Below are 20,269 nucleotides of genomic sequence, written 5' to 3'. Positions count from 1 at the left end.
GCTCAGCTCACGAACGCGCGTTCGATGACGAAGTCGCCGGGCGTGGTGGTATTGCCTTCCTTGAAGCCCAGCTTCTCGCACAGGGCCTTGAGGTCGCGCAGCATCTCGGGGCTGCCGCAGATCATCACGCGGTCCTCGGCGGGGTTGAGCGGCGGGATGCCCAGGTCCTTGGCGACGATGCCGTCGGCCAGCAGCTGCGGAATGCGCCCCTGGTGCATGAAAGGCTCGCGCGTGACCGTGGGGTAGTACAGCAGCTTCTGCTTGACCATGTCGCCCAGGAATTCGTCCTGCTTGAGTTGCTCGGTGATGAGCTCGCGGTAGGCCAGTTCCTTGACCTGGCGCACGCCGTGGATGAGCACGACCTGCTCGTAGCGCTCGTAGGTTTCCGGGTCGCGGATGATACTCATGAACGGCGCCAGGCCGGTGCCGGTGCCCAGCAGGTACAGGCGCTTGGCGGGCAGCAGGTAGTCGATGAGCAGGGTACCGGTGGGCTTGCGGCCGACGACGATGGAGTCGCCCGGCTGGATGTGCTGCAGGCGCGAGGTGAGCGGGCCGTCCTGCACCTTGATGCTGAGGAATTCCAGGTGCTCGGCCCAGTTGGGGCTGACGATGCTGTAGGCGCGCAGCAGGGGCTTGCCGTCCACCCGCAGGCCGATCATGGTGAAGTGGCCATTGGAGAAACGCAGCGAGGTGTCGCGCGTGGTGGTGAAGCTGAAGAGGCGGTCCGTCCAGTGGTGAACGCTCAGCACGCGCTCTTCGTTGAATGCACTCATGATGAAAGATGATCCCGGGAGAAAGACGGGCTGTTATTGTAGAAAGTGGCGCGGCGGCGGCGGCTTGGGCCGACCCTGACGACATTGAGGCCGATCAAAGTTGCTACAGTGCGGGCCTCGCGATGGCCCGTGTCCGCGGCGCGCATCTTGCCGCAGCAGCGCGTGAAACCGAACGAATCGTTTATTCCATCCGATATAACTCCCTCGCATAACGAGGGGCCCACGACAAGGACTCACCGATGGCACGAATGGTTCAATGCATCAAGCTCGGCAAGGAAGCCGAAGGCCTGGATTTCCCGCCCTACCCGGGCGAGCTGGGCAAGAAGATCTATCAAAACGTGAGCAAGGAGGCCTGGGCCGCCTGGCTCAAGCAGCAGACCATGCTGCTCAACGAGAACCGGCTCAACATGGCCGACGCGCGCGCCCGCCAGTACCTGGCGCGCCAGATGGAGAAGCATTTCTTCGGCGAAGGCGCCGACCAGGCCGCGGGCTACGTGCCGCCCAGCGCGTCCTGATGCTCCGCTGTTCGGCACCCGCAGGCCCGCCACGCGCGGGCCTTGTGCTTTCTGCATGTCACCCGACGAATCCCGCCATGCGCTGGTGATCGGCGCCGGCCTCGCGGGCGCGGCGGTCACGGCCGCGCTGTGCCGGCGCGGCTGGCGGGTCACGCTGCTGGACGCCGCCGAGGCCCCGGCCCGCGCGGCCTCGGCCCTGCCGGTGGGCGTGCTGAGCCCGCACCTCACGCGCCAGCCCACGCCGATGTCGCGCCTCACCGCCCTGGGCGTACCCGTCACGCGGGCCGAGTTGGAGCGCCTGGTGCCCGCGGGCGCGGGCTGGCAGCCGGTGGACGTGGACAACCGCGGCGCGCACGCCCCGGGACGGCAGGCCGCCGCCCTGGTGCGCCCCGGCGCGCTGGTGCAGGCCTGGCTGGCCGAAGCCGGCGAACGCCTGCACACCCACTGGAACGCGCCGGTGGCCAGCCTGTCGCGGCACCAGGGACAGTGGCGGGCGCTGGACGCCCGGGGTGCGCCGATCGCCACCGCGCCGCACGTGGTGGTCGCCGCCGCGCTGGGCACCCGCGAGCTGGCGCCCGAGGCCGGCGGCGCCTGGCCGCTGGGACCGGTGCTGGGCCAGATGAGCCTGGGCGCACTGGACGGCGCGCCCCTGGCCGAGCGCCCGCAGCGCGACGACGGCGTGTTCGTGCCCGAGTACCGCGACAGCGGGCTCGCACCGCGCTGGCCGGCCGCGATCTGGGCCATGGGATCGACCTACGCCCGCGGCCAGACCGGCACCGCCCTGACCGACGCGGCGCACCGCGACAACGCGGCCCGGTTGCGGGCCCTGGTGCCCGCCGCCGCCGACCGGCTGGAGGGACTGCTGGCCGACGGCCGCCTGCTCGGCTGGGCCGGGGTGCGCTGCGCCTCGATGGACCGCTTGCCGCTCGTGGGCGCCGCGCCCGACCCGCTGTCCTGGACCACGCGCCAGCGCGCGGTGGCCGCCGTACCGCGGCTGCCGGGCCTGTGGCTGCTGAGCGCGCTGGGCTCGCGCGGGCTGTCGCTGGCGGCGGCCTGCGGTCAGTGGCTGGCCGCCGACATGGACGGGGAAACCCCGCCGCTGGACGCCGAGCTGCGCGCCGCGATCGACCCGGCGCGCTTTGCCTGGCGACGCGCGCGGCGCGCGCCCTGAATCAGAGCATTTCGAGGTAGCGCGAGATGGCGGGCGGCTGCAGGGGCCGCGCCAGCAGGCCCGAAATGCCGAGCCGCTTGGTGTGCACCCGCACGCGTCGGCGGTGCCACCAGCCCGCGAACGGCCCCGCGTGCTCGGTGGTGGCCAGGGTCATGGCCTGGGGGTAGCGCTCGCGAAACAGCTGCATCAGGCCCCAGGCGTCGATGTGGTGGTCGTCGAGGTTGAACACCCCGCACAGGTAGTGGTGCTGGGCCATGCACTCGGCCGCGCGCTCGGTGCTGGGCGCCTCGTCGATGAAAGACACCGCGGCGTGCGTGAGCCGCTCGCGCAGGTACCCCGATTCGTGCTCGGCGATGCCCACCACCAGCGCCCGGCGCACCTCGGCCGAGGGGAATTCGCCCAGGTCCATGTCCAGGGGCGCGGGGCGCGATACGTCCAGGTCCAGAAAGCCGGAATCGCTCTGGGTGGCGGCAAAGGAGGCGTCCAGGTCGTGCAGCAGGCCGGCCCAGGCGATGGGGCGTGCCACCACCCGCCAGGCGTGCTCGGGCGCGTGCTCGCCCACCCAGATCAGCCGCTGTCCCGGTCGGGGCTCGCGCGCCTGCACCAGCACGGCCTCGGCGCAGTCGCCGTCCACCAGCAACACCGGGGGCACCTCTTCCAGCATGCCCGAGGCAGGCCGCCAGGGGCCGTAAGACACCTCGCGCTCGCGCGAGAGCCGGAAAACGGTGTTCAGGGCGTGGCGTTCCACATCGGAAAACCCGATCACCTGAACGCGGACATCAATGCTCCTCATGTTGGGGGATGTTACTTCGGTCTCGCTGTGGTAATTGCGCCGCCCATAGCCTGCGGGCATTTCCTTATTTCAGATTGATATAGCGGCATGAAAAAAATGTAGTTCACTGAATAAGGAAGGCTTTCTACAGTGCCGGACATCCCCACGACCTTGCCGACCGCCCCAGCGGTCACACGGCCCATTCCATGTACCGCCACGACGCCTTCGACCGCCAATTCGTGCAACAGCGCGCCGCCCAGTACCGCGACCAGCTGGAGCGCTGGCAAGCCGGCACTCTCTCCGACGACGCCTTCAAGCCCCTGCGCCTGCAGAACGGCTGGTACATCCAGCGCTTCGCGCCCATGCTGCGCGTGGCCGTTCCCTATGGCGAGATCAACAGCGCCCAGTTGCGCGTGCTGGCCCAGGTGGCGCGCGAGTTCGACCACAAGGAAGACAACGACATCTCCAAGGCCAACGCGGCCCTGTCCGACGTGCCCAGCCTGCCCGACCGCACCGCGCACTTCACCACGCGCACCAACGTGCAGTTCAACTGGATTCCGCTGGCCCGCTCGGCCGACGTGATGGACCTGCTGGCCAGCGTGGGCCTGCACGGCATCCAGACCAGCGGCAACTGCATCCGCAACACCACCACCGATTCGCTGGCCGGCATCGCGGTGGACGAGGTCGCCGACCCGCGGCCCTTCGCCGAGATCCTGCGCCAGTGGAGCACGCTGCACCACGAATTCGCCTTTCTGCCGCGCAAGTTCAAGGTGGCCATCACCGGCGCCCGCGAGGACCGCGCCGCCACGCCCTGGCACGACGTGGGCCTGCGCCTGCTGCGCAACGTCGACGGCGAGCTGGGCTTCCAGGTGCGCGTGGGCGGCGGCATGGGCCGCACGCCCCTCATCGGCGCGGTGCTGCGCGAGTTCCTGCCCTGGGACCAGATGCTCAACTACCTGGAGGCGGTGGTGCGCGCCTACAACCGCTTCGGGCGGCGCGACAACATGTACAAGGCGCGCATCAAGATCATCGTGAAGGCCGAAGGCCAGGCCTTCACCGACCAGGTCGAGGCGGAGTACCGCGACATCCTCGCGATCGACGGCGCGCCGCACACCATCACCCAGGCCGAGCTCGACCGCGTGAGCGCCTTCTTCGCGCCGCCCGACCTCGCCTGCGACCGCAAGAGCGCGGACGCCAAGATCGCCCACATCCTCAAGGCCGCCGCCGAAGACGACCTGGAGTTCAGCCGCTGGCTCACCCGCAACGTGGCGCCGCACAAGAACCCCGACCTGCGCGCGGTCACGCTGTCGTTCAAGCGCTTCGGCCAGGCGCCCGGCGACGCCACGGCCGAACAACTGGAACGCGCGGCCGACCTGGCCGACCGCTTCTCCGGCGGCGAAGCGCGCGTGACGCACACACAGAACCTGCTGCTGCCCTGGGTGCGCTGCGACCAGTTGCCCGAGCTGTGGCGCGAGGCGCGCCGCCTGGGTCTTGCCAAGCCCAACATCGGCCTGCTCACCGACATGATCGCCTGCCCCGGCGGCGACTTCTGCGACCTCGCCAACGCGCGCTCGCTGCCCATCGCGCAGGCCGTGCTCTCGCGCTACACCGACCTCGACGAGCTGCACGACCTCGGCGAGATCGACCTGCACATGAGCGGCTGCATCAACAGCTGCGGCCACCACCACAGCGGGCACATCGGCGTCCTTGGCGTCGACAAGGACGGCCAGGAGTGGTACCAGATCACGCTGGGTGGCTCCGACGGCAAGCGCCTGTCGGGCGAGGCCGTGCCGGGCAAGGTGATCGGCCCGTCCTTCGCCGCCAACGAAGTGCCCGAGGTCATCGAAGCCCTGCTCAGCACGTACCGCGACCAGCGCGAATCCGGCGAGCCCTTCATCCGCACGCTGCGCCGCGTCGGCATCGATCCGTTCAAGCTGGCCGCCAACGCCGTGCGCAGCACGACGGCACGGCCCAACCACACGGCCAGCGACGCCGCCACCGCCTGAGCCAGGAGCCGACGATGAGCATCCAACTGTTCCGCGCCGACACCTTCAGCGCCCCCGAAGCCGAGGCCGAGCGCCTCGTGATCGCCAACACCGACGAACCGCGCGAGGCCAACCTGGCCGGCGTGCGCGTGGTCGAACTGCAGTTCCCCAAATTCAGCGACGGCCGCGCCTTCAGCCAGGCCTTCCTGCTGCGCCGCCGTCTGGGCTATACGGGCGAGATCCGCGCCACGGGCGACGTCCTGATCGACCAGGTGCTGCAGATGCAGCGCAGCGGCTTCACGCAGGCCGTGCTGAAGGAGGACCAGGACCTGGCCCACGCCGAGCGCCTGCTGGCGCACTACAGCGGCTTCTATCAGGGCGACGCGGTGAACACGCACCCGCGCTTCGCCAACGCCTGAGGTCCGCCACATGAGCGCCATCGAACTCTACGACCGCCCCTCGGCCGACTTCGCGGCCAAGGTCGAACGCGCCATCGCCCTGCTGCGCGAACAGGCCGCCGCGCACCCCCGGCTCACCCAGGCCTCCAGCCTGGGTGTCGAGGACATGGTGGTCACGCACCTCATTCACCTCGCCGGCATCGAGGCCAGCGTCTTCGTGCTGGAGACCGGCAAACTGCACGCCGAGACGCTCGCCGTCATTCCGAAGATCGAGCAGCGCTATTCCACCAGCGTGCGCGTGTTCCGCCCGAAACACGAATCCGTGGTGCACTTCGTGCGCCACAACGGCGAGGACGCCATGTACCGCAGCATCGAGCTGCGCAAGGCCTGCTGCGACATCCGCAAGATGGAACCGCTCTCGCGCGCCCTGGCCGACCACGACGGCTGGATCACCGGCCTGCGGCGCGAGCAGTCGAACGCGCGCGCCGAGGTGGCCGAGGTGGTTCAGGAACCCGGGCGCGTGAAGATCAGCCCGCTGGTGGACTGGACCTGGGGCGATGTGTGGCATTTCGTCGCCTTGCACGGCCTGGACTACAACGAACTGCACGACCGCTTCTTCCCCAGCATCGGCTGCGAGCCCTGCACCCGCGCCATCAGCGTGGGCGAGGACTTCCGCGCCGGCCGCTGGTGGTGGGAGCAGGAAAGCGCCAAGGAATGCGGGCTGCACGTGCAGTCCGCTGTCTCGTCTCTCGATCGGACCCCCGCATGAACGCCCGCCCCGAACCCGCCGTGATCGAAGCCGCCCTGGCGCACGACAGCGGCCACCAGCTCAGCAACGCCCACCTCGACGCGCTCGAAGAGGAAACCATCTTCATCCTGCGCGAGGTGGCCGGCGCCTTCGAGCGCCCCGCCCTGCTCTTCTCGGGCGGCAAGGACTCGCTGGTCATGCTCAAGTGCGCTGAGAAGGCCTTCGGCGCGGGCCGCATCCCCTACCCGCTGCTGATGATCGACACCGGCCACAACTTCCCCGAGGTGACCGACTTCCGCGACCAGCGCGCGAAGGAACTCGGCGCCGAACTGATCGTGCGCAGCGTCGAAGACTCGATGGCGCGCGGCACCGTGCGCCTGGCCCACCCGGGCGAAAGCCGCAACGTGCACCAGTCGGTCACGCTGCTGGAGGCCATCGAGGAGTTCCGCTTCGACGCGCTGATCGGCGGCGCGCGCCGCGACGAGGAAAAGGCGCGCGCCAAGGAGCGCATCTTTTCGCACCGCGACGGCTTCGGCCAGTGGCAGCCCAAGGCCCAGCGCCCCGAGCTCTGGACCCTGTTCAACACCCGCCTGCAGCAGGGCGAGCACTTCCGCGTGTTCCCCATCAGCAACTGGACCGAACTCGACGTCTGGCAGTACATCGCGCGCGAGAACATCGGCCTTCCCTCCATCTACTACACGCACCCGCGCGAGGTGGTGGACCGCCGCGGCCTGCTGGTGCCCGTGACCGGACTCACCCCGCCGCGCGATGGCGAGCAGGTGCAAGTGCGCGACGTGCGCTTTCGCACCGTGGGCGACATCACCTGCACCTGCCCCGTGGAGAGCACGGCGGCCACGCCGCAGCAGATCGTGATCGAGACCCTGGCCGCCGAGGTCAGCGAGCGCGGCGCCACGCGCATGGACGACAAGACCAGCGACGCCTCGATGGAGCGCCGCAAGAAAGAGGGCTACTTCTGATGAGCACCGCCACCCCCGCCCCCGCCGAGGCCGCCCACGACACCCGCGCCGCGCTGCGCCTGATCACCTGCGGCAGCGTCGACGACGGCAAGAGCACCCTGATTGGCCGCCTGCTGGTCGACAGCAAGGCCGTGCTGCAGGACCACCTGGCCGGCGTTCAGCGCCAGGGCCAGACCGACCTCGCCCTGCTCACCGATGGCCTGTCGGCCGAGCGCGAGCAAGGCATCACCATCGACGTGGCCTACCGCTACTTCAGCACCGAAGCGCGCAAGTTCATCATCGGCGACGCCCCGGGCCACGAGCAGTACACCCGCAACATGGTCACCGCCGCCAGCAGCGCCGACGCCGCCGTGGTGCTGGTGGACGCCACCAAGCTCGACTGGCGCAACCCCGCGCTGGCCCTGCTGCCGCAGACGCGCCGCCACAGCCTGCTGGTCAAGCTGCTGCGCGTGCCCTCGGTGGTGTTCGCGGTCAACAAGCTCGACGCCGTGGACGATGGCGCCACCGCTTTTGCCCACATCGCGGCGGCGCTGAACGCCTTCGCTCAACAGGCCGGCATCACCGTCACGGCCGTGGTACCGGTCTCGGCCCTCAAGGGCTGGAACGTGGTGGACGCGGCCGAGCAGGACGGCTGGTGCGGTTACCACGGCCCCACGCTGCTGGAAATCCTCGAGCACCTGCCGGTGACCGGGCCCGAAACCGGACTGCCGCTGGCCTTTCCGGTGCAATGGGTGGAGAAGTTCTCCTCCTCGTCCGACACCTCGCAGGGCCGGCGCGTGTTCTGGGGCCGCGTGGCCGCCGGCCAGGTTCGCCCCGGCCAGGCCGTGCGCGTGGCACCCAACGGCCAGACGGCCGTGGTGGCGCAGGTGCTGGACCACGTGCGCCAGGCGGGCGAGGTGTCCGCCGGCCACAGCGCGGGCATCGTGCTCGACCGCGAGCTCGATGTGTCGCGTGGCGACTGGTTGCTGGCCGTCGACACGGCGGGCGCCTCGCTCGAGGCCAGCCGGGAGATCAGCGCCACGGTGGCCTGGCTGGACGACGAAACGCTGGTGCCGGGCCGCGTGTACTGGGCGCTGCACGGCCACCGCTGGGTCAAGGCCAAGGTCAAGCGCATCGTGCACCAGCTCGACATCCACACCCTGGCCGAGCACGACGCGGGCGAACTGCCCCCCAACGCCATCGGCCACGTCGAACTCGCCCTGCAGGAGCCGCTGGCCACCCGCCCGTTCGCCGAGTCGCGCTCGCTGGGCGCGCTGGTGCTGGTGGACACCGCCAGCCACCGCACGGCCGGCGCCGTGCTCGTGCGCTGAATAACCCCACGACCACCGACCGGGAAGCCACCAAGGGCAAGCCCGGCCGGGCTTGTGCGGCGCCGTAAAATCGCCGTTTTCCGTCTGTCCGACCCCGCCACCATGACCCACGTCGTCACCGAAGCCTGCATCCGCTGCAAATACACCGACTGCGTCGATGTATGTCCCGTGGACTGCTTCCGCGAAGGCCCGAACTTCCTCACCATCGACCCCGACGAGTGCATCGACTGCGCCGTCTGCATCCCCGAATGCCCGGTGAGTGCGATCTACGCCGAGGAAGACCTGCCCAAGGACCAGCTCCACATGACGGAGATCAACGCCGAGCTGGCCAAGCTGCCGACGTGGAAGAGCATCACCAAGCGCAAGGCCGCGCTGCCCGACGCCGAAGAGTGGAAAGACAAGACCGGCAAGCTCAGCGAGCTGATCCGCTGAAGGCATGAGCGCTGCACGGCCGCCCGAAAGCGCTCGCACCGCAGCGCGCCGCGCGAAGGTTTCCATGTGACCGCAACCGCGCCGATCGAGACCGACGCGCTGGTCATCGGCGCCGGGCCCGTGGGTCTGTGGCAGGTGTTCCAGCTTGGCCTGCAGGACATCCGGGCGCACGTGGTCGACGCCCTGCCCCACGCCGGCGGCCAGCCCGCCGAGCTCTATCCCGACAAACCCCTCTACGACATCCCCGGCCTGCCCCTGTGCAGCGGCCGCGAACTGGTCGATCGCCTGCTCCAGCAGGTCAAGCCGTTCGCACCCGCACTGCATCTCGACCAGTCGGTGAGCGCGCTGGCGCGCGACGCCGATGGCCGCTGGGCCGTGCAGACCACCGCCGGCCAGCGTTTCCTCGCGCGCCTGGTGTTCATCGCCGCAGGGGTGGGGGCCTTCCAGCCCAAACGCCTCAAGCTCGAGGGCATCGACGCTTTCGAGGGCCGGCAGCTGCACCACCGCTTCGACCCGGCGCGCGACTGGCGCGGCCAGCACGTGGTGGTGCACGGCGGTGACGATCTCGCAATCGACTGGGCGCTGCGCCTGATGGACAGCCCCACCCCGCCCGAGCGCCTGAGCCTGCTGCACCGGCGCGAGCTGCTGCAATCCGGCGACGGCGCCGCGCTGGCGCGCGTGCAAGACGCCATGGCCACCGGCCGCGCGCGGCTGGTGGTGGGGCAGCCCGTCGGCTTGACCATCGCTAACGACCGGCTGCAGGCCCTGCAGGTGCTCGGTCCGCAAGGCGAGATGCAGACGCTCGCGCTGGACCAGCTCGTGGTGGCCCTGGGCCTGTCGCCGCGCCTGGGGCCCATCGCTGACTGGGGCCTGGCCATGGACCGCAAGCAACTGGTGGTGAGCACCGACGGCTTCGAGACCAGCGAAGCCGGCCTGTACGCCGTGGGCGACATCAACACCTACCCGGGCAAGAAGAAGCTCATTCTCTGCGGCTTCCACGAGGCCACGCTGGCCGCCTTCGCCGCCGCCGAACGCCTGCGGCCCGACCAGCGCGTGCCGCTGCAATACACCACCACCAGCCCGCGCCTGCACCAACTGCTGGGCGTGGCGCCGCGCTGACCTACAATCCGCCCGCGTTTCCGAACGCATCCGCTAGGGGTGTTGCGACCGGCTCCGGTCGCGACTGAGAGAGTCCCTTCGAACCTGATTGAGGTAATCCTCGCGCAGGGAAGCATGAGCACAGCGACCACCGCCCACACGCGGCCCCGGACGCGGCGGCTCGGCTCCCTGCCATGAACCGTCCGCAGGACACCGCACATGGCACCACCGCTCCGCTTCCTGCTTCACCCGCTGGCCCTCGCGGCTTTGTTCGCCGCTGCGCCGGCTCACGCGCAGTCCGACGCCGCCACCCTGCCGGCCGTGACCGTGCGCAGCGGCGCCACCACCACCGCGGGCGATGTCTCCGGCTTCGCCGACCAACCGCTGTCCAGCGCCCCGCTCAGCGCCACCCTCATCGGCAGCGACACCATCGCCGAAACCGGCGCGCGCAGCCTGCGCGACCTCTACCGGCTCGACTCGTCGGTGAGCGACGCCTACAACGCCGTCGGCTACTACGACTACGCCAGCGTGCGCGGCTTCGTGCTCGACCACAGCTACAACTACCGCCGCGAGGGCCTGCCCATCAGCGCCGAGACCAGCCTGCCGATCGACCACCTGGAACGGGTGGAACTGCTCAAGGGCACCAGCGGCATCCAGGCGGGCACCAGCGCGCCCGGCGGCCTGTTCAACGCCGTGGTGAAGCGCCCCACGGCCACGCCACTGCGCCGTGCGCGCGCCGAGGTCAACAGCGAAGGCAACGCCCTCCTGCACCTCGACCTGAGCGAGCGCCTGGCCGAGGGCGACCTGGGCTACCGCCTCAATGTGCTGGGCGAGCGCCTGAACAGCGAAGCGCCCGGCACCGAGGGCTGGCGCGGCCTGCTCGCCCTGGCCATGGACGCGCGCCTCTCGCGCGACAGCCTGCTCGAAGCCGAGTTCGAACTCTCGCGCCGCCGCCAGGCCACCGTGCCCGGCCTGAGCCTGCTGGGCGACAGCCTGCCCCCCGCCGACGCGGGCCTCAACATCAACACCCAGCCCTGGAGCCAGCCCACCGACTTCCGCAATTTCAGCGGCAGTCTGCGCTTCACCCAGGCCATCAACGAGCGCTGGAACTGGCAGGCGCAGGCCGGCTGGCAGTCGCTGGACACCAACGACTTCCTCGCCTACCCCTATGGCTGCTGGGACGCCGGCAGCGGCACCTACTACGCCGACCGCTACTGCCCCGACGGCGGCTTCGACCTCTACGACTTCCGCAGCCTTGGCGAAGAGCGCCGCAGCACCGCCGTGCAATGGCGCCTGAACGGCCAGTTCGACACCGGGGCGGTGGGCCACAAACTCAGCACCGGCGTGTTGTTCAACCGCTTCACGCTGCGCGGCCAACCGCAGGCCGACAACAACGCTGCCGTGGGCACGGGCAACCTGTTCACCCTGCCCACCTTCGCGCCGCTGCCCGACTTCACCGACCCCTTCGTCAACCGCACCGAGCGCAGCACCGAGTTCTTCGCCACCGACGTGATCCAGTGGACGCCCGCGCTGCAGACCTGGATCGGCCTGCGCCACACGCGGCTGGACCGCCAGAGCGTGCGCACCGACGGCAGCCGCGCCACCGACCACACGCAAAGCTTCACCACGCCCTGGCTCGCGCTCGCGTACAGGCTGGACGCGGCGCGCACCGCTTACGCCAGCTGGGGCGAAGGCGTGGAGTCGGAAGTGGCCGCCGGCCGCGCGCGCTACAGCAATGCCAACCAGGCCCTGCCAGCGCTCAAGAGCGAACAGTGGGAAATCGGCCTGAAGTCCGACGACGGCCGATCGCGTTGGCAGGTCACGGTGTTCGACATCGCGCGCCCCGTCTCCGGCGACCGCCTCAACGACCCCGCAGGTTGCGACGACGGCGTGCCAGGCTCATGCACCCGCGTCATCGACGGCGAGGCCCGCCACCGCGGACTGGAACTGGGCGGTGGCCGCAGCGCGGGTCTCTGGCGCTACGACGCCAGCGTGACCTGGCTCGATGCCAAGCGCCAGGGCTCCACACTGAACCCCGCCCTCAATGGCCGGCGCGTGACCAACGTGCCGCGCTGGGTGCTGCGCGCCAACCTCACGCGCGCCATCGAGTCGGTGCCCGGCCTGCGCCTCGGCGCCCATGTCTCCCACGAAGGCCGTCGCGCGATCGTGCCCGACAACACGCTCACGCTGCCTTCGTGGACGCGCGTGGACGCCACGCTGCGCTACGACACGCGCTTGCAGGGCCGCGCCGCCACCTGGACCGTCGGCGTCCACAACCTGTTCGACCGCCGCTATTTCCAGGAATCGCCGTACCAGTACGAACACATCTACCTGTTCCCCGGCGCATCGCGCACGCTGCGCGTGGCGCTGGAGACCAATTTCTGAGTTTCTCGGCGGGCGGCCAGAACCGCCTCAAAACGACGCTATAATTTGAGGCTGTTCCCTGATAGCTCAGTCGGTAGAGCGACGGACTGTTAATCCGCAGGTCCCTGGTTCGAGTCCAGGTCGGGGAGCCACCCAACACCCGCACAACGGCCTTCTCACGAAGGCCGTTGTCGTTTCCGGGCCTTCCTTCGTCCGCACACCATGCAACGCCTGATCACCCTCGGCTTCTGGTGCAGTGTCGCCGGCCTCACCATCGCCTCACTGGTGCCGGTGGACCTGCTGCCCCCGCAGGCCATGAACATCTGGGACAAGGCCCAGCACGCGCTGGGCTTCGCCTGGCTGGCCCTGTTGGGGCTCATCGCCTACCCGCGCCAGGCCCGGGCCGTGCTCGCAGGGCTCATGGTCTGGGGTGGGCTGATCGAACTCATGCAACTGGCCACCGGCTGGCGCTACGGCGAATGGATCGACTGGCTGGCCGACGCCATCGGCGTGTTAGCCGTGTGGCTGCCCTGGCGCCTGCTGCCGGATCGCCTGACCGGCCGCGCGGTGCCCGCACGCACTTGATGTCACAAGGGCGCCGCGCACAATAGCGGGGAAACCATCCCGCGCCATGACCCAGACGCCCCCCACCCGACCGCTGCCCTGGCTGGAGCCGGGGGAACCGTTCCCGCCGGTCGAGCAGGCCTGGGGCGCGCACGATCCCGCGCCGGGCCTGCTGGCCGCCGGTGGCGTGCTGGACGTGCCCACGCTCGTGGCCGCGTACTCGCGCGGCATCTTTCCCTGGTACAGCTCGGGCCAACCCATCCTGTGGTGGAGCACCGACCCGCGCATGGTGCTGTTCCCGCGCGAGTTCCGCCTGCACCGCTCGCTGCGCAAAACCATCCAGAAGCTGCAGGCCGAGCAGCGGCTCGACTTGCGCATCGACCACGACTTCGAGCGGGTGATCCAGGCCTGCGCGCAGACGCCGCGCCACGGCCAGAGCGGCACCTGGATCCTGCCTGCGATGGTGCAGGCCTATGTGCGCTTGCACCGCGCCGGCATGGCCCATTCGGTGGAAACCTGGATCGATGGCGAGCTGGTTGGCGGCCTCTACGTGGTCAACGTCGGCGCCATGGTGTTCGGCGAATCCATGTTCAGCCGGCGCAGCGACGCGTCCAAGATCGCCCTGGCGGGCTTGATGGCCCTGTGCCGCCACCACGGCATCACGCTGGTCGACTGCCAGCAGGACACCGCCCACCTGGCCTCGCTGGGCGGGCGCCTGATGCCGCGCGAGGACTTCGTGCAGCACGTGCGCCTGGCCCTGCTGCAACCCGCGCCCCGCTGGGAATTCAGCCCCGTATACTGGCGCGAGCACTTTCCCATCGGCGACGAACGCGCGTGACGCACCTCAAGGACCTCCCGCTCCAGGCGCTGCAGTTCTATGCCACCGCGCCCTACCCGTGCAGCTACCTGGCCGGCCGCCAGGCGCGCTCCCAGGTGGCCACGCCCAGCCACCTCATCCACAACGACGCGTACTCCGACCTCGTCACGCACGGCTTTCGCCGCAGCGGCATGTTCACCTACCGACCATATTGCGACGGCTGCAACGCCTGCGTGCCGCTGCGCGTGCCGGTGAACCGCTTCGAGCCCAGCCGCAGCCAGCGGCGCAGCCAGCGCCAGCACGGCGGACTGATCACCCGGGTGCTCAAGCTGTGCTTTCTGCCCGAGCACTACCAGCTCTACCTGCGCTACCAGAACAGTCGCCACGCGGGCGGCGGCATGGACCACGACAGCGTCGACCAGTACACGCAGTTCCTGCTGCAGAGCCGTGTCAACTCGCGCCTCGTCGAATTCCACGAGCCTGACGCCCAGGGCCAGCCCGCCCGGCTCAAGATGGTGTCCATCATCGACGTGCTCAACGACGGCCTCTCGGCGGTCTACACCTTCTACGAGCCCGACGAGCGCTGCAGCTACGGCACCTACAGCGTGCTCTGGCAGATCGAGCAGGCCCGCACGCTCGATTTGCCCCATGTGTACCTGGGCTACTGGATCGCGCAGAGCCCGAAGATGAACTACAAGGCGGGCTTTCGGCCGCATGAGGTGTTGATCGATGGCCGCTGGGTGCAGGCCGACACCTGAATCGACCCCGACGCAGGGTTTTTCCAGAATGCTGCGGTGCGGCGATTTCATCTTGTAAGATGGGGTTTGCACATTCGATCATGAGCAAACGATCCGACTCCCCCCCCACCGCGCCCACCGTCCAGGTGCTGGAACGCATGTTCAATCTGCTCGAGGTGTTGGCCTCCCGCGAGGAAGCGGTCTCGCTCAAGGAGATCAGCGAGAAGACCGGCTTGCACCCATCCACGGCGCACCGCATCCTCAATGACCTGACCATCGGGCGCTTCGTCGATCGCCCGGAAGCCGGCAGCTACCGCCTCGGCATGCGTTTGCTGGAACTGGGCAACCTGGTCAAGGCCCGTCTGAGCGTGCGCGACGCCGCTCTGGGGCCCATGCGCGAGCTGCACAAGCAGATCCAGCAACCAGTCAACCTGAGCGTGCGCCAGGGCGACGAGATCATCTACGTGGAGCGCGCCTACAGCGAGCGCTCGGGCATGCAGGTGGTGCGCGCCATCGGCGGGCGGGCGCCGTTGCACCTCACCTCGGTGGGCAAGCTCTTCCTGGCCGACGACGACCCGACGCGCGTGCGCGCGTACGCCACCCGCACGGGCCTGGCCGGCAACACGCGCAACAGCTTTACGCAACTGCCCGCGCTGGAGCGCGAGCTCGCACAGTGCCGCCAGGCGGGCGTGGCGCGCGACAACGAGGAACTGGAGATGGGCGTGCGCTGCATGGCCGCCGGCATCTACGACGACCAGCGCAAGCTGGTGGCGGGTTTGTCGATTTCCGCGCCGGCCGATCGCATCGACGAGGGCTGGCTGCCCCGGCTCAAGGCCACGGCGGCCGAGATCTCGGCCGCGCTGGGATATCCGGCCAGCCGCTGAGCGCGGCCCTTGGGGCGTCAGCCCTGAGGACGCACCTTGGAGGCGAGCATCTCGCCCTGGTGCTCCACCCAGCGGCGCACGCGTTCGGCGTCCTGGATGCGGCCCACCCGGCCGCTGGCGTCCAGGAAGACCATGATGAGCTGGCGCCCGGCCACGCTGGCCTGCATGACGAGGCAGCGGCCCGCTTCCGAGATGTAGCCGGTCTTCTGCAGACCGATGTCCCACTCGGGGTTCTTGATCAGGCGGTTGGAGTTGTTGTACTGCAGGGTACGCCGGCCCACGTCCACCTCGTAGCCCGGGGAGGTCGACAGGTCGCGCAGCACGGGGCGCTCGTAGGCCGCGGACACCAGGATGGCCAGGTCGCGGGCGCTGGAGCGGTTCTGGCTCGACAGGCCGGTGGGCTCCACGTAGCGCGTGTCGTGCATGCCCAGTTCCGCCGCCTTGTCGTTCATGCGCTTCACGAAGGCGTCCAGGCCGCCCGGAAAATGCCGACCCAGGGCATTGGCGGCTCGGTTCTCACTCGACATGAGGGCCAGGTGCATGGCCTCGCCGCGGGTGAGCCGCGTGCCCACGGCCAGGCGCGACCGGCTGCCCTTGATGGTGTCGATGTCGTCGCGGGTGATGGTGATGGTCTCGTCCATGTTCTGGCCCGCCTCTACCACGACCAGACCCGTCATGAGCTTGGTGAGCGAAGCGATGGGCAGCACGGCCGAATCGTTTTTGGAGAACAGCACCTCGTTGGTCCGCTGATCGACGACCAGGGCGACGCTGGCGTTCAGGTCGAGCTCATCGTTGATGCCGTGCAGCCCAAGGCTCTGGCCCATCGACAACACGGGCGGCGCGACAGCGCGCACGGTGTGCTTGACGCGCTGGGCACTGGGCTTGGTTGTCGGCGCGGCCTTGACGAGCTTGACCTTGCGGGAATCGACGCTCTGCTTGCGCTTGGCGGTGTTGACCTTCTTGACCGAACGGCTGGCCACCTTCGGCCTGCTGGCCTTCTTCACGGGGGCCTTCGCACTCTTGCTGGTCTTGGCGGACGAACCCGAGGCGGCGTGCGCCGCCCCGCCTTGCCCGAGCACCCCAATCAACGCCAACGCCACCGCGGCAATGAGCGATTTCAGGGGGATCGAACGGAACAACATGACTCAACTCCAGCAAGACGGGACCAGCGCTGGGGCGGAGTATAGGGAGTCACAAAAAAATCAGCAATATCAAAAGCTTGGAAGGTGGTCTTAAGTGATCGGTGGAAAAAAGCACCGTTTGGCGCTCTATTTCCTTCGATCAATAAGGAAGTTCTACAAGTCCTTGAAACCTTTGAACTTTATCCCTGCGCGGCCACCCGATCGGCCTTGCTGTGCAGCTTGTTGAGGGCGCTGAGGTAGGCCTTGGCGGAAGCCACCACGATGTCCGGGTCCGCCCCCACCCCGTTGACCACGCGGCCGCCGTGCTGCAGCCGCACCGTCACCTCACCCTGGCTCTCGGTGGAGCCGCTGGTGATGGCGTTCACCGAATACAGCAACAGCTCGGCACCGCTCTTGACGTGCTGCTCGATGGCCTTGAGCGAAGCATCCACCGGCCCGTTGCCGTCGCTGTCACCCCGCAGTTCCCTGCCTTCCACGGTGAACACCACCGAAGCGTGCGGGCGCTCGCCGGTCTCGCTGCGCTGGGACAGGGACACGAAGCCGTACTGCTCCTTTTCCGTGGTGACGCTCTCGTCGCTCACCAGGGCCAGGATGTCCTCGTCGAAGATCTCGGCCTTGCGATCGGCCAGTTCCTTGAACTTGGCGAAAGCCGTGTTGATCTCCGTCTCGGACTCCATCTCGATGCCGAGTTCCTGCAGGCGCTGCTTGAAGGCGTTGCGGCCGGAGAGCTTGCCCAGCACGATCTTGTTGGCGCTCCAGCCCACGTCCTCGGCGCGCATGATCTCGTAGGTGTCGCGCGCCTTGAGCACGCCGTCCTGATGGATGCCGCTGGCGTGCGCGAAGGCGTTGGCGCCCACCACCGCCTTGTTCGGCTGCACCACGAAGCCCGTCGTCTGGCTCACCATGCGACTGGCCGGCACGATCTGCGTGGTGTCCACCGCCACGTCGAGGCCGAAGTAGTCGCGGCGCGTGCGCACGGCCATGACGATTTCTTCCAGCGAGCAATTGCCCGCGCGTTCGCCCAATCCGTTGATGGTGCACTCCACCTGCCGCGCGCCGCCGATCTTCACGCCCGCGAGCGAGTTGGCCACGGCCATGCCCAGGTCGTTGTGGCAGTGCACGCTCCAGATGGCCTTGTCGGAGTTGGGGATGCGTTCGCGCAGCGTGCGGATGAACTCGCCGTACAGCTCGGGCACCGCGTAGCCCACGGTGTCGGGGATATTGAGCGTGGTCGCACCTTCCTTGATCACCGTCTCCAGCACGCGGCAGAGGAAGTCCACGTCGCTGCGGTAGCCATCCTCCGGGCTGAACTCGATGTCGGCCACGAGGTTGCGCGCGAAGCGCACGGACTGCTTCGCCTGCTCCAGCACCTGCTCGGGCGTCATGCGCAGCTTCTTCTCCATGTGCAGCGCGCTGGTCGCAATGAAGGTGTGGATGCGCGCGCGGTGCGCGCCTTTCAGGGCTTCCGCGGCGCGCGAGATGTCGCGGTCGTTGGCGCGTGCCAGCGAACACACGGTGGAATCCTTGATGTGGTCGGCGATGGCCTTCACGGACTCGAAGTCCCCATTGGAGCTGGCCGCGAACCCGGCCTCGATCACGTCCACTTTCAGGCGCTCGAGCTGGCGCGCGATGCGCAGCTTCTCGTCCTTGGTCATGGAAGCGCCGGGCGATTGCTCGCCGTCGCGCAGGGTGGTGTCGAAGATGATCAGTTGCTCGCTCATGGTGGGGACTCCTTGTTGTGGGCGCGCGCCTCAGGGCGCCACGCGTTCGATCGATTCCTGCGTCTGCCCGGGCGCGACGCGCCGCAGGCCCGACACGATGGCCTTGAACGAGGCGGACACGATGTTGGTGTCGCGCCCCACGCCGAAGACCGTGTGGCGCTCGTCCACGCGCAATTCCATGTAGGCCATGGCCTGCGCCTGGGCACCGGCGCCGATGGCGTGCTCATGGTAGTCGAGCACGCGCACCGATCGGCCGGTGGCCGCGTTCAGCGCATTGACGAAAGCGTCGATGGGGCCGTTGCCCTGTCCCTGCACCGGCACCACCGTGCCCGCCCAGGCGACGTCGGCCGTCACGCGCACGCTGCCGCCGGCCTGCTCGGTGGTGGTGGCGTTGGCGGGCGCCGGGGCGGACAGGCCATACTCGCGCTCGAACAGTTGCCACAGGTCCTTGGCCACGAGTTCCTTGCCTTCCAGATCCATCACGGCCTGCACCGCCTGACTGAACTCGATCTGCAGGCGCCGCGGCAGCTCCAGGCCGTACTCGGTTTCGAGCAGGTAGGCGATGCCGCCCTTGCCCGACTGGCTGTTCACGCGGATCACCGCCTCATAGCTGCGACCCAGGTCTTTGGGGTCGATGGGCAGGTAGGGCATGTTCCAGATGTCACCGTCCTGGCGCGCCGCGAAGGCCTTCTTGATGGCGTCCTGGTGCGAGCCCGAGAACGAGGTGTAGACCAGGTCGCCCACGTAGGGGTGGCGGGGATGCACGGGCAACTGGTTGCAGTGCTCCACGGTGCGGCGGATCTCGTCGATGTCGGAGAAGTCCAGCCCGGGCGACACGCCCTGCGTGTACAGGTTGAGTGCGACGTTGACGATGTCGAGGTTGCCGGTGCGCTCGCCATTGCCGAACAGGCAACCTTCGAGGCGGTCGGCGCCCGCCATGAGCGCGAACTCACCCGCCGCCGTGCCGGTGCCCCTGTCGTTGTGCGGATGCACCGACAGCACGATGGATTCGCGCCGCGCGAGGTGGCGGTGCATCCACTCGATCATGTCGGCGAAGATGTTGGGCGTGCTGTGCTCCACCGTGGACGGCAGGTTGACGATGCACTTGTGCTCGGGGGTGGGCGCCCAGACGGCGGTGACCGCGTCGACCACGCGTTTGGAAAACGCGAGCTCGGTGCCCGAGAACGTCTCGGGCGAGTACTGGAAGGTCCAGCGCGTACCGGGCTGCTCGGCCGCCAGGCGCTCGAAGAGGCGCGCGTTTTCCACGGCCAGTTCCACGATGGCGTCTTCGTCCATGCCCAGCACCACCCGGCGCATGACGGGCGCCGTGGCGTTGTAGAGGTGCACGATGGCGCTGCGCGCGCCGCGCAGCGATTCGAAGGTGCGGCGGATCAGGGGCTCGCGGGCCTGGGTGAGCACCTGGATCGTCACGTCCTCGGGGATCAGGTCTTCGTCGATGAGGCGACGGACGAAATCGAACTCGATCTGCGAGGCCGAGGGAAAGCCCACCTCGATCTCCTTGAAGCCGATCTTCACGAGCTGGTGGAACATGCGCAGCTTGCGCTCCAGGTCCATGGGCTCGATCAGCGCCTGGTTGCCATCACGCAGATCGGTGCTCAGCCAGATGGGGGCCTTTTGGATGACGGCGTCGGGCCAGGTGCGGTCTTTGAGGCCGACGGGCCGGAAGGCGGCGTACTTGCTAGCAGGTTGCTTCAGCATGGTGTGGACTCTCTCGTATCGACAGAACCCGCAGCCCCAAAAACACGAACGGCCCGCTGCGGGTGCAAACGGGCCGTTGGTGTGAGTCGCTCGCGCGCTACCGCATCTGCCCGTCACGGACACCCAGTAGTAGCAGCGAAGC

General features: G+C 68.8%; 19 protein-coding genes, 1 tRNA gene and 1 riboswitch. Of the genes, 15 read left to right on the top strand and 5 right to left on the bottom strand.

All coding sequences use genetic code 11. The features are described from left to right. Positions 1-2: 2 nt before the first annotated feature. Positions 3-773 (bottom strand): ferredoxin--NADP reductase, encoded by a 771-nt coding sequence (locus VLG41_RS04845; protein ID WP_009519159.1) that lies wholly within the window; start codon positions 771-773, stop codon positions 3-5. 239 nt (positions 774-1,012) lie between these two features. Between VLG41_RS04845 and VLG41_RS04840 the strand changes: the two genes are divergently transcribed. Together VLG41_RS04840 and VLG41_RS04835 are read left to right on the top strand one after the other, a co-directional pair. Further along, positions 1,013-1,288 carry an oxidative damage protection protein gene (locus VLG41_RS04840; RefSeq protein ID WP_325348266.1) on the top strand — a complete coding sequence of 92 codons (276 nt, stop codon included), beginning with the start codon at positions 1,013-1,015 and terminating at the stop codon, positions 1,286-1,288. 55 nt (positions 1,289-1,343) lie between these two features. Continuing rightward, entirely contained in the window at positions 1,344-2,459 is a 1,116-nt protein-coding gene (locus VLG41_RS04835) for an FAD-dependent oxidoreductase (protein ID WP_325348265.1), read from the top strand. 1 nt (position 2,460) lies between these two features. On the opposite strand, the gene VLG41_RS04830 is transcribed toward VLG41_RS04835, so the two are convergent. Further along, the gene (locus VLG41_RS04830) at positions 2,461-3,252 is read right to left on the bottom strand and encodes a hypothetical protein (protein ID WP_325348264.1); all 792 of its coding nucleotides are present in this window, start codon (positions 3,250-3,252) and stop codon (positions 2,461-2,463) included. A gap of 185 nt (positions 3,253-3,437) precedes the next feature. Between VLG41_RS04830 and VLG41_RS04825 the strand changes: the two genes are divergently transcribed. The 13 genes from VLG41_RS04825 (at position 3,438) to VLG41_RS04765 (ending at position 15,545) form a co-directional block, all read left to right on the top strand. After that, on the top strand, positions 3,438-5,237 hold the full coding sequence (locus VLG41_RS04825) for a nitrite/sulfite reductase (protein ID WP_325348263.1): 1,800 nt from the start codon (positions 3,438-3,440) through the stop codon (positions 5,235-5,237). A gap of 14 nt (positions 5,238-5,251) precedes the next feature. Continuing rightward, positions 5,252-5,635: a DUF934 domain-containing protein gene (locus tag VLG41_RS04820; RefSeq protein ID WP_325348262.1), complete on the top strand. Its 384-nt coding sequence runs from the start codon at positions 5,252-5,254 to the stop codon at positions 5,633-5,635. A 10-nt stretch (positions 5,636-5,645) separates the two neighbouring features. Continuing rightward, positions 5,646-6,383, top strand: a complete 738-nt coding sequence (locus VLG41_RS04815) for a phosphoadenylyl-sulfate reductase (RefSeq protein ID WP_325348261.1) — start codon at positions 5,646-5,648, stop codon at positions 6,381-6,383. Continuing rightward, positions 6,380-7,339, top strand: a complete 960-nt coding sequence (gene cysD / locus VLG41_RS04810) for a sulfate adenylyltransferase subunit CysD (protein ID WP_325348260.1) — start codon at positions 6,380-6,382, stop codon at positions 7,337-7,339. Before VLG41_RS04815 ends, cysD begins: the two co-directional genes overlap by 4 nt. Then, complete coding sequence (locus VLG41_RS04805) at positions 7,339-8,649, top strand: sulfate adenylyltransferase subunit 1 (RefSeq protein ID WP_325348259.1); 1,311 nt, start codon at positions 7,339-7,341, stop codon at positions 8,647-8,649. Before cysD ends, VLG41_RS04805 begins: the two co-directional genes overlap by 1 nt. A 102-nt stretch (positions 8,650-8,751) precedes the next feature. Next, positions 8,752-9,081, top strand: coding sequence for a ferredoxin FdxA (gene fdxA / locus VLG41_RS04800; protein WP_325348258.1), 330 nt, complete (start codon positions 8,752-8,754; stop codon positions 9,079-9,081). A gap of 66 nt (positions 9,082-9,147) precedes the next feature. Further along, positions 9,148-10,200 (top strand): NAD(P)/FAD-dependent oxidoreductase, encoded by a 1,053-nt coding sequence (locus VLG41_RS04795; RefSeq protein WP_325348257.1) that lies wholly within the window; start codon positions 9,148-9,150, stop codon positions 10,198-10,200. A gap of 25 nt (positions 10,201-10,225) precedes the next feature. Further along, positions 10,226-10,328: riboswitch (TPP riboswitch) on the top strand. A gap of 70 nt (positions 10,329-10,398) precedes the next feature. Continuing rightward, complete coding sequence (locus tag VLG41_RS04790; protein ID WP_325348256.1) at positions 10,399-12,564, top strand: TonB-dependent siderophore receptor; 2,166 nt, start codon at positions 10,399-10,401, stop codon at positions 12,562-12,564. A 55-nt stretch (positions 12,565-12,619) separates the two neighbouring features. After that, a tRNA-Asn gene (locus VLG41_RS04785) sits at positions 12,620-12,695 on the top strand. 70 nt (positions 12,696-12,765) lie between these two features. Continuing rightward, positions 12,766-13,128 (top strand): VanZ family protein, encoded by a 363-nt coding sequence (locus VLG41_RS04780; protein ID WP_325348255.1) that lies wholly within the window; start codon positions 12,766-12,768, stop codon positions 13,126-13,128. Between the two features lie 46 nt (positions 13,129-13,174). Beyond that, a complete protein-coding gene (gene aat, locus VLG41_RS04775) occupies positions 13,175-13,945 on the top strand; it encodes a leucyl/phenylalanyl-tRNA--protein transferase (protein WP_325348254.1) in 771 nt (256 codons plus the stop codon). Then, positions 13,942-14,682, top strand: coding sequence for an arginyltransferase (locus VLG41_RS04770; protein ID WP_325348253.1), 741 nt, complete (start codon positions 13,942-13,944; stop codon positions 14,680-14,682). The genes aat and VLG41_RS04770 overlap by 4 nt, the downstream gene beginning before the upstream one ends. 80 nt (positions 14,683-14,762) lie before the next feature. Beyond that, a complete protein-coding gene (locus VLG41_RS04765) occupies positions 14,763-15,545 on the top strand; it encodes an IclR family transcriptional regulator (protein ID WP_009516314.1) in 783 nt (260 codons plus the stop codon). Positions 15,546-15,562: 17 nt separating this feature from the next. On the opposite strand, the gene VLG41_RS04760 is transcribed toward VLG41_RS04765, so the two are convergent. The 3 genes from VLG41_RS04760 to leuA all read right to left on the bottom strand — a co-directional run bounded on the left by VLG41_RS04760 (position 15,563) and on the right by leuA (position 20,127). Continuing rightward, a complete protein-coding gene (locus VLG41_RS04760) occupies positions 15,563-16,687 on the bottom strand; it encodes a D-alanyl-D-alanine carboxypeptidase family protein (RefSeq protein ID WP_325348252.1) in 1,125 nt (374 codons plus the stop codon). A gap of 179 nt (positions 16,688-16,866) precedes the next feature. After that, the gene (locus VLG41_RS04755) at positions 16,867-18,408 is read right to left on the bottom strand and encodes a 2-isopropylmalate synthase (RefSeq protein ID WP_325348251.1); all 1,542 of its coding nucleotides are present in this window, start codon (positions 18,406-18,408) and stop codon (positions 16,867-16,869) included. Between the two features lie 30 nt (positions 18,409-18,438). Continuing rightward, complete coding sequence (gene leuA / locus VLG41_RS04750) at positions 18,439-20,127, bottom strand: 2-isopropylmalate synthase (protein WP_325348250.1); 1,689 nt, start codon at positions 20,125-20,127, stop codon at positions 18,439-18,441. Between the last annotated feature and the right edge of the window lie 142 nt (positions 20,128-20,269).

Origin of the sequence: Hydrogenophaga sp., from assembly GCF_035481345.1 — a bacterium.
Classification (GTDB): domain Bacteria; phylum Pseudomonadota; class Gammaproteobacteria; order Burkholderiales; family Burkholderiaceae_C; genus Hydrogenophaga.
Note: the sequence above shows the minus strand (reverse complement) of the source record. Positions and strands in the feature narration are given on the sequence as shown.

Bases quoted from the DNA above. Each gene is read 5' to 3' on its own strand.
- VLG41_RS04825 (WP_325348263.1), top strand. From the start codon at position 3,438: ATGTACCGCCACGACGCCTTCGACCGCCAATTCGTGCAACAGCGCGCC.
- leuA (WP_325348250.1), bottom strand. From the start codon at position 20,127: ATGCTGAAGCAACCTGCTAGCAAGTACGCCGCCTTCCGGCCCGTCGGC.
- VLG41_RS04830 (WP_325348264.1), bottom strand. From the start codon at position 3,252: ATGAGGAGCATTGATGTCCGCGTTCAGGTGATCGGGTTTTCCGATGTG.
- cysD (WP_325348260.1), top strand. From the start codon at position 6,380: ATGAACGCCCGCCCCGAACCCGCCGTGATCGAAGCCGCCCTGGCGCAC.
- VLG41_RS04760 (WP_325348252.1), bottom strand. From the start codon at position 16,687: ATGTTGTTCCGTTCGATCCCCCTGAAATCGCTCATTGCCGCGGTGGCG.
- VLG41_RS04805 (WP_325348259.1), top strand. From the start codon at position 7,339: ATGAGCACCGCCACCCCCGCCCCCGCCGAGGCCGCCCACGACACCCGC.
- VLG41_RS04765 (WP_009516314.1), top strand. From the start codon at position 14,763: ATGAGCAAACGATCCGACTCCCCCCCCACCGCGCCCACCGTCCAGGTG.
- VLG41_RS04840 (WP_325348266.1), top strand. From the start codon at position 1,013: ATGGCACGAATGGTTCAATGCATCAAGCTCGGCAAGGAAGCCGAAGGC.
- VLG41_RS04755 (WP_325348251.1), bottom strand. From the start codon at position 18,408: ATGAGCGAGCAACTGATCATCTTCGACACCACCCTGCGCGACGGCGAG.
- VLG41_RS04780 (WP_325348255.1), top strand. From the start codon at position 12,766: ATGCAACGCCTGATCACCCTCGGCTTCTGGTGCAGTGTCGCCGGCCTC.
- fdxA (WP_325348258.1), top strand. From the start codon at position 8,752: ATGACCCACGTCGTCACCGAAGCCTGCATCCGCTGCAAATACACCGAC.
- VLG41_RS04790 (WP_325348256.1), top strand. From the start codon at position 10,399: ATGGCACCACCGCTCCGCTTCCTGCTTCACCCGCTGGCCCTCGCGGCT.
- VLG41_RS04815 (WP_325348261.1), top strand. From the start codon at position 5,646: ATGAGCGCCATCGAACTCTACGACCGCCCCTCGGCCGACTTCGCGGCC.
- aat (WP_325348254.1), top strand. From the start codon at position 13,175: ATGACCCAGACGCCCCCCACCCGACCGCTGCCCTGGCTGGAGCCGGGG.
- VLG41_RS04845 (WP_009519159.1), bottom strand. From the start codon at position 773: ATGAGTGCATTCAACGAAGAGCGCGTGCTGAGCGTTCACCACTGGACG.
- VLG41_RS04835 (WP_325348265.1), top strand. From the start codon at position 1,344: ATGTCACCCGACGAATCCCGCCATGCGCTGGTGATCGGCGCCGGCCTC.
- VLG41_RS04820 (WP_325348262.1), top strand. From the start codon at position 5,252: ATGAGCATCCAACTGTTCCGCGCCGACACCTTCAGCGCCCCCGAAGCC.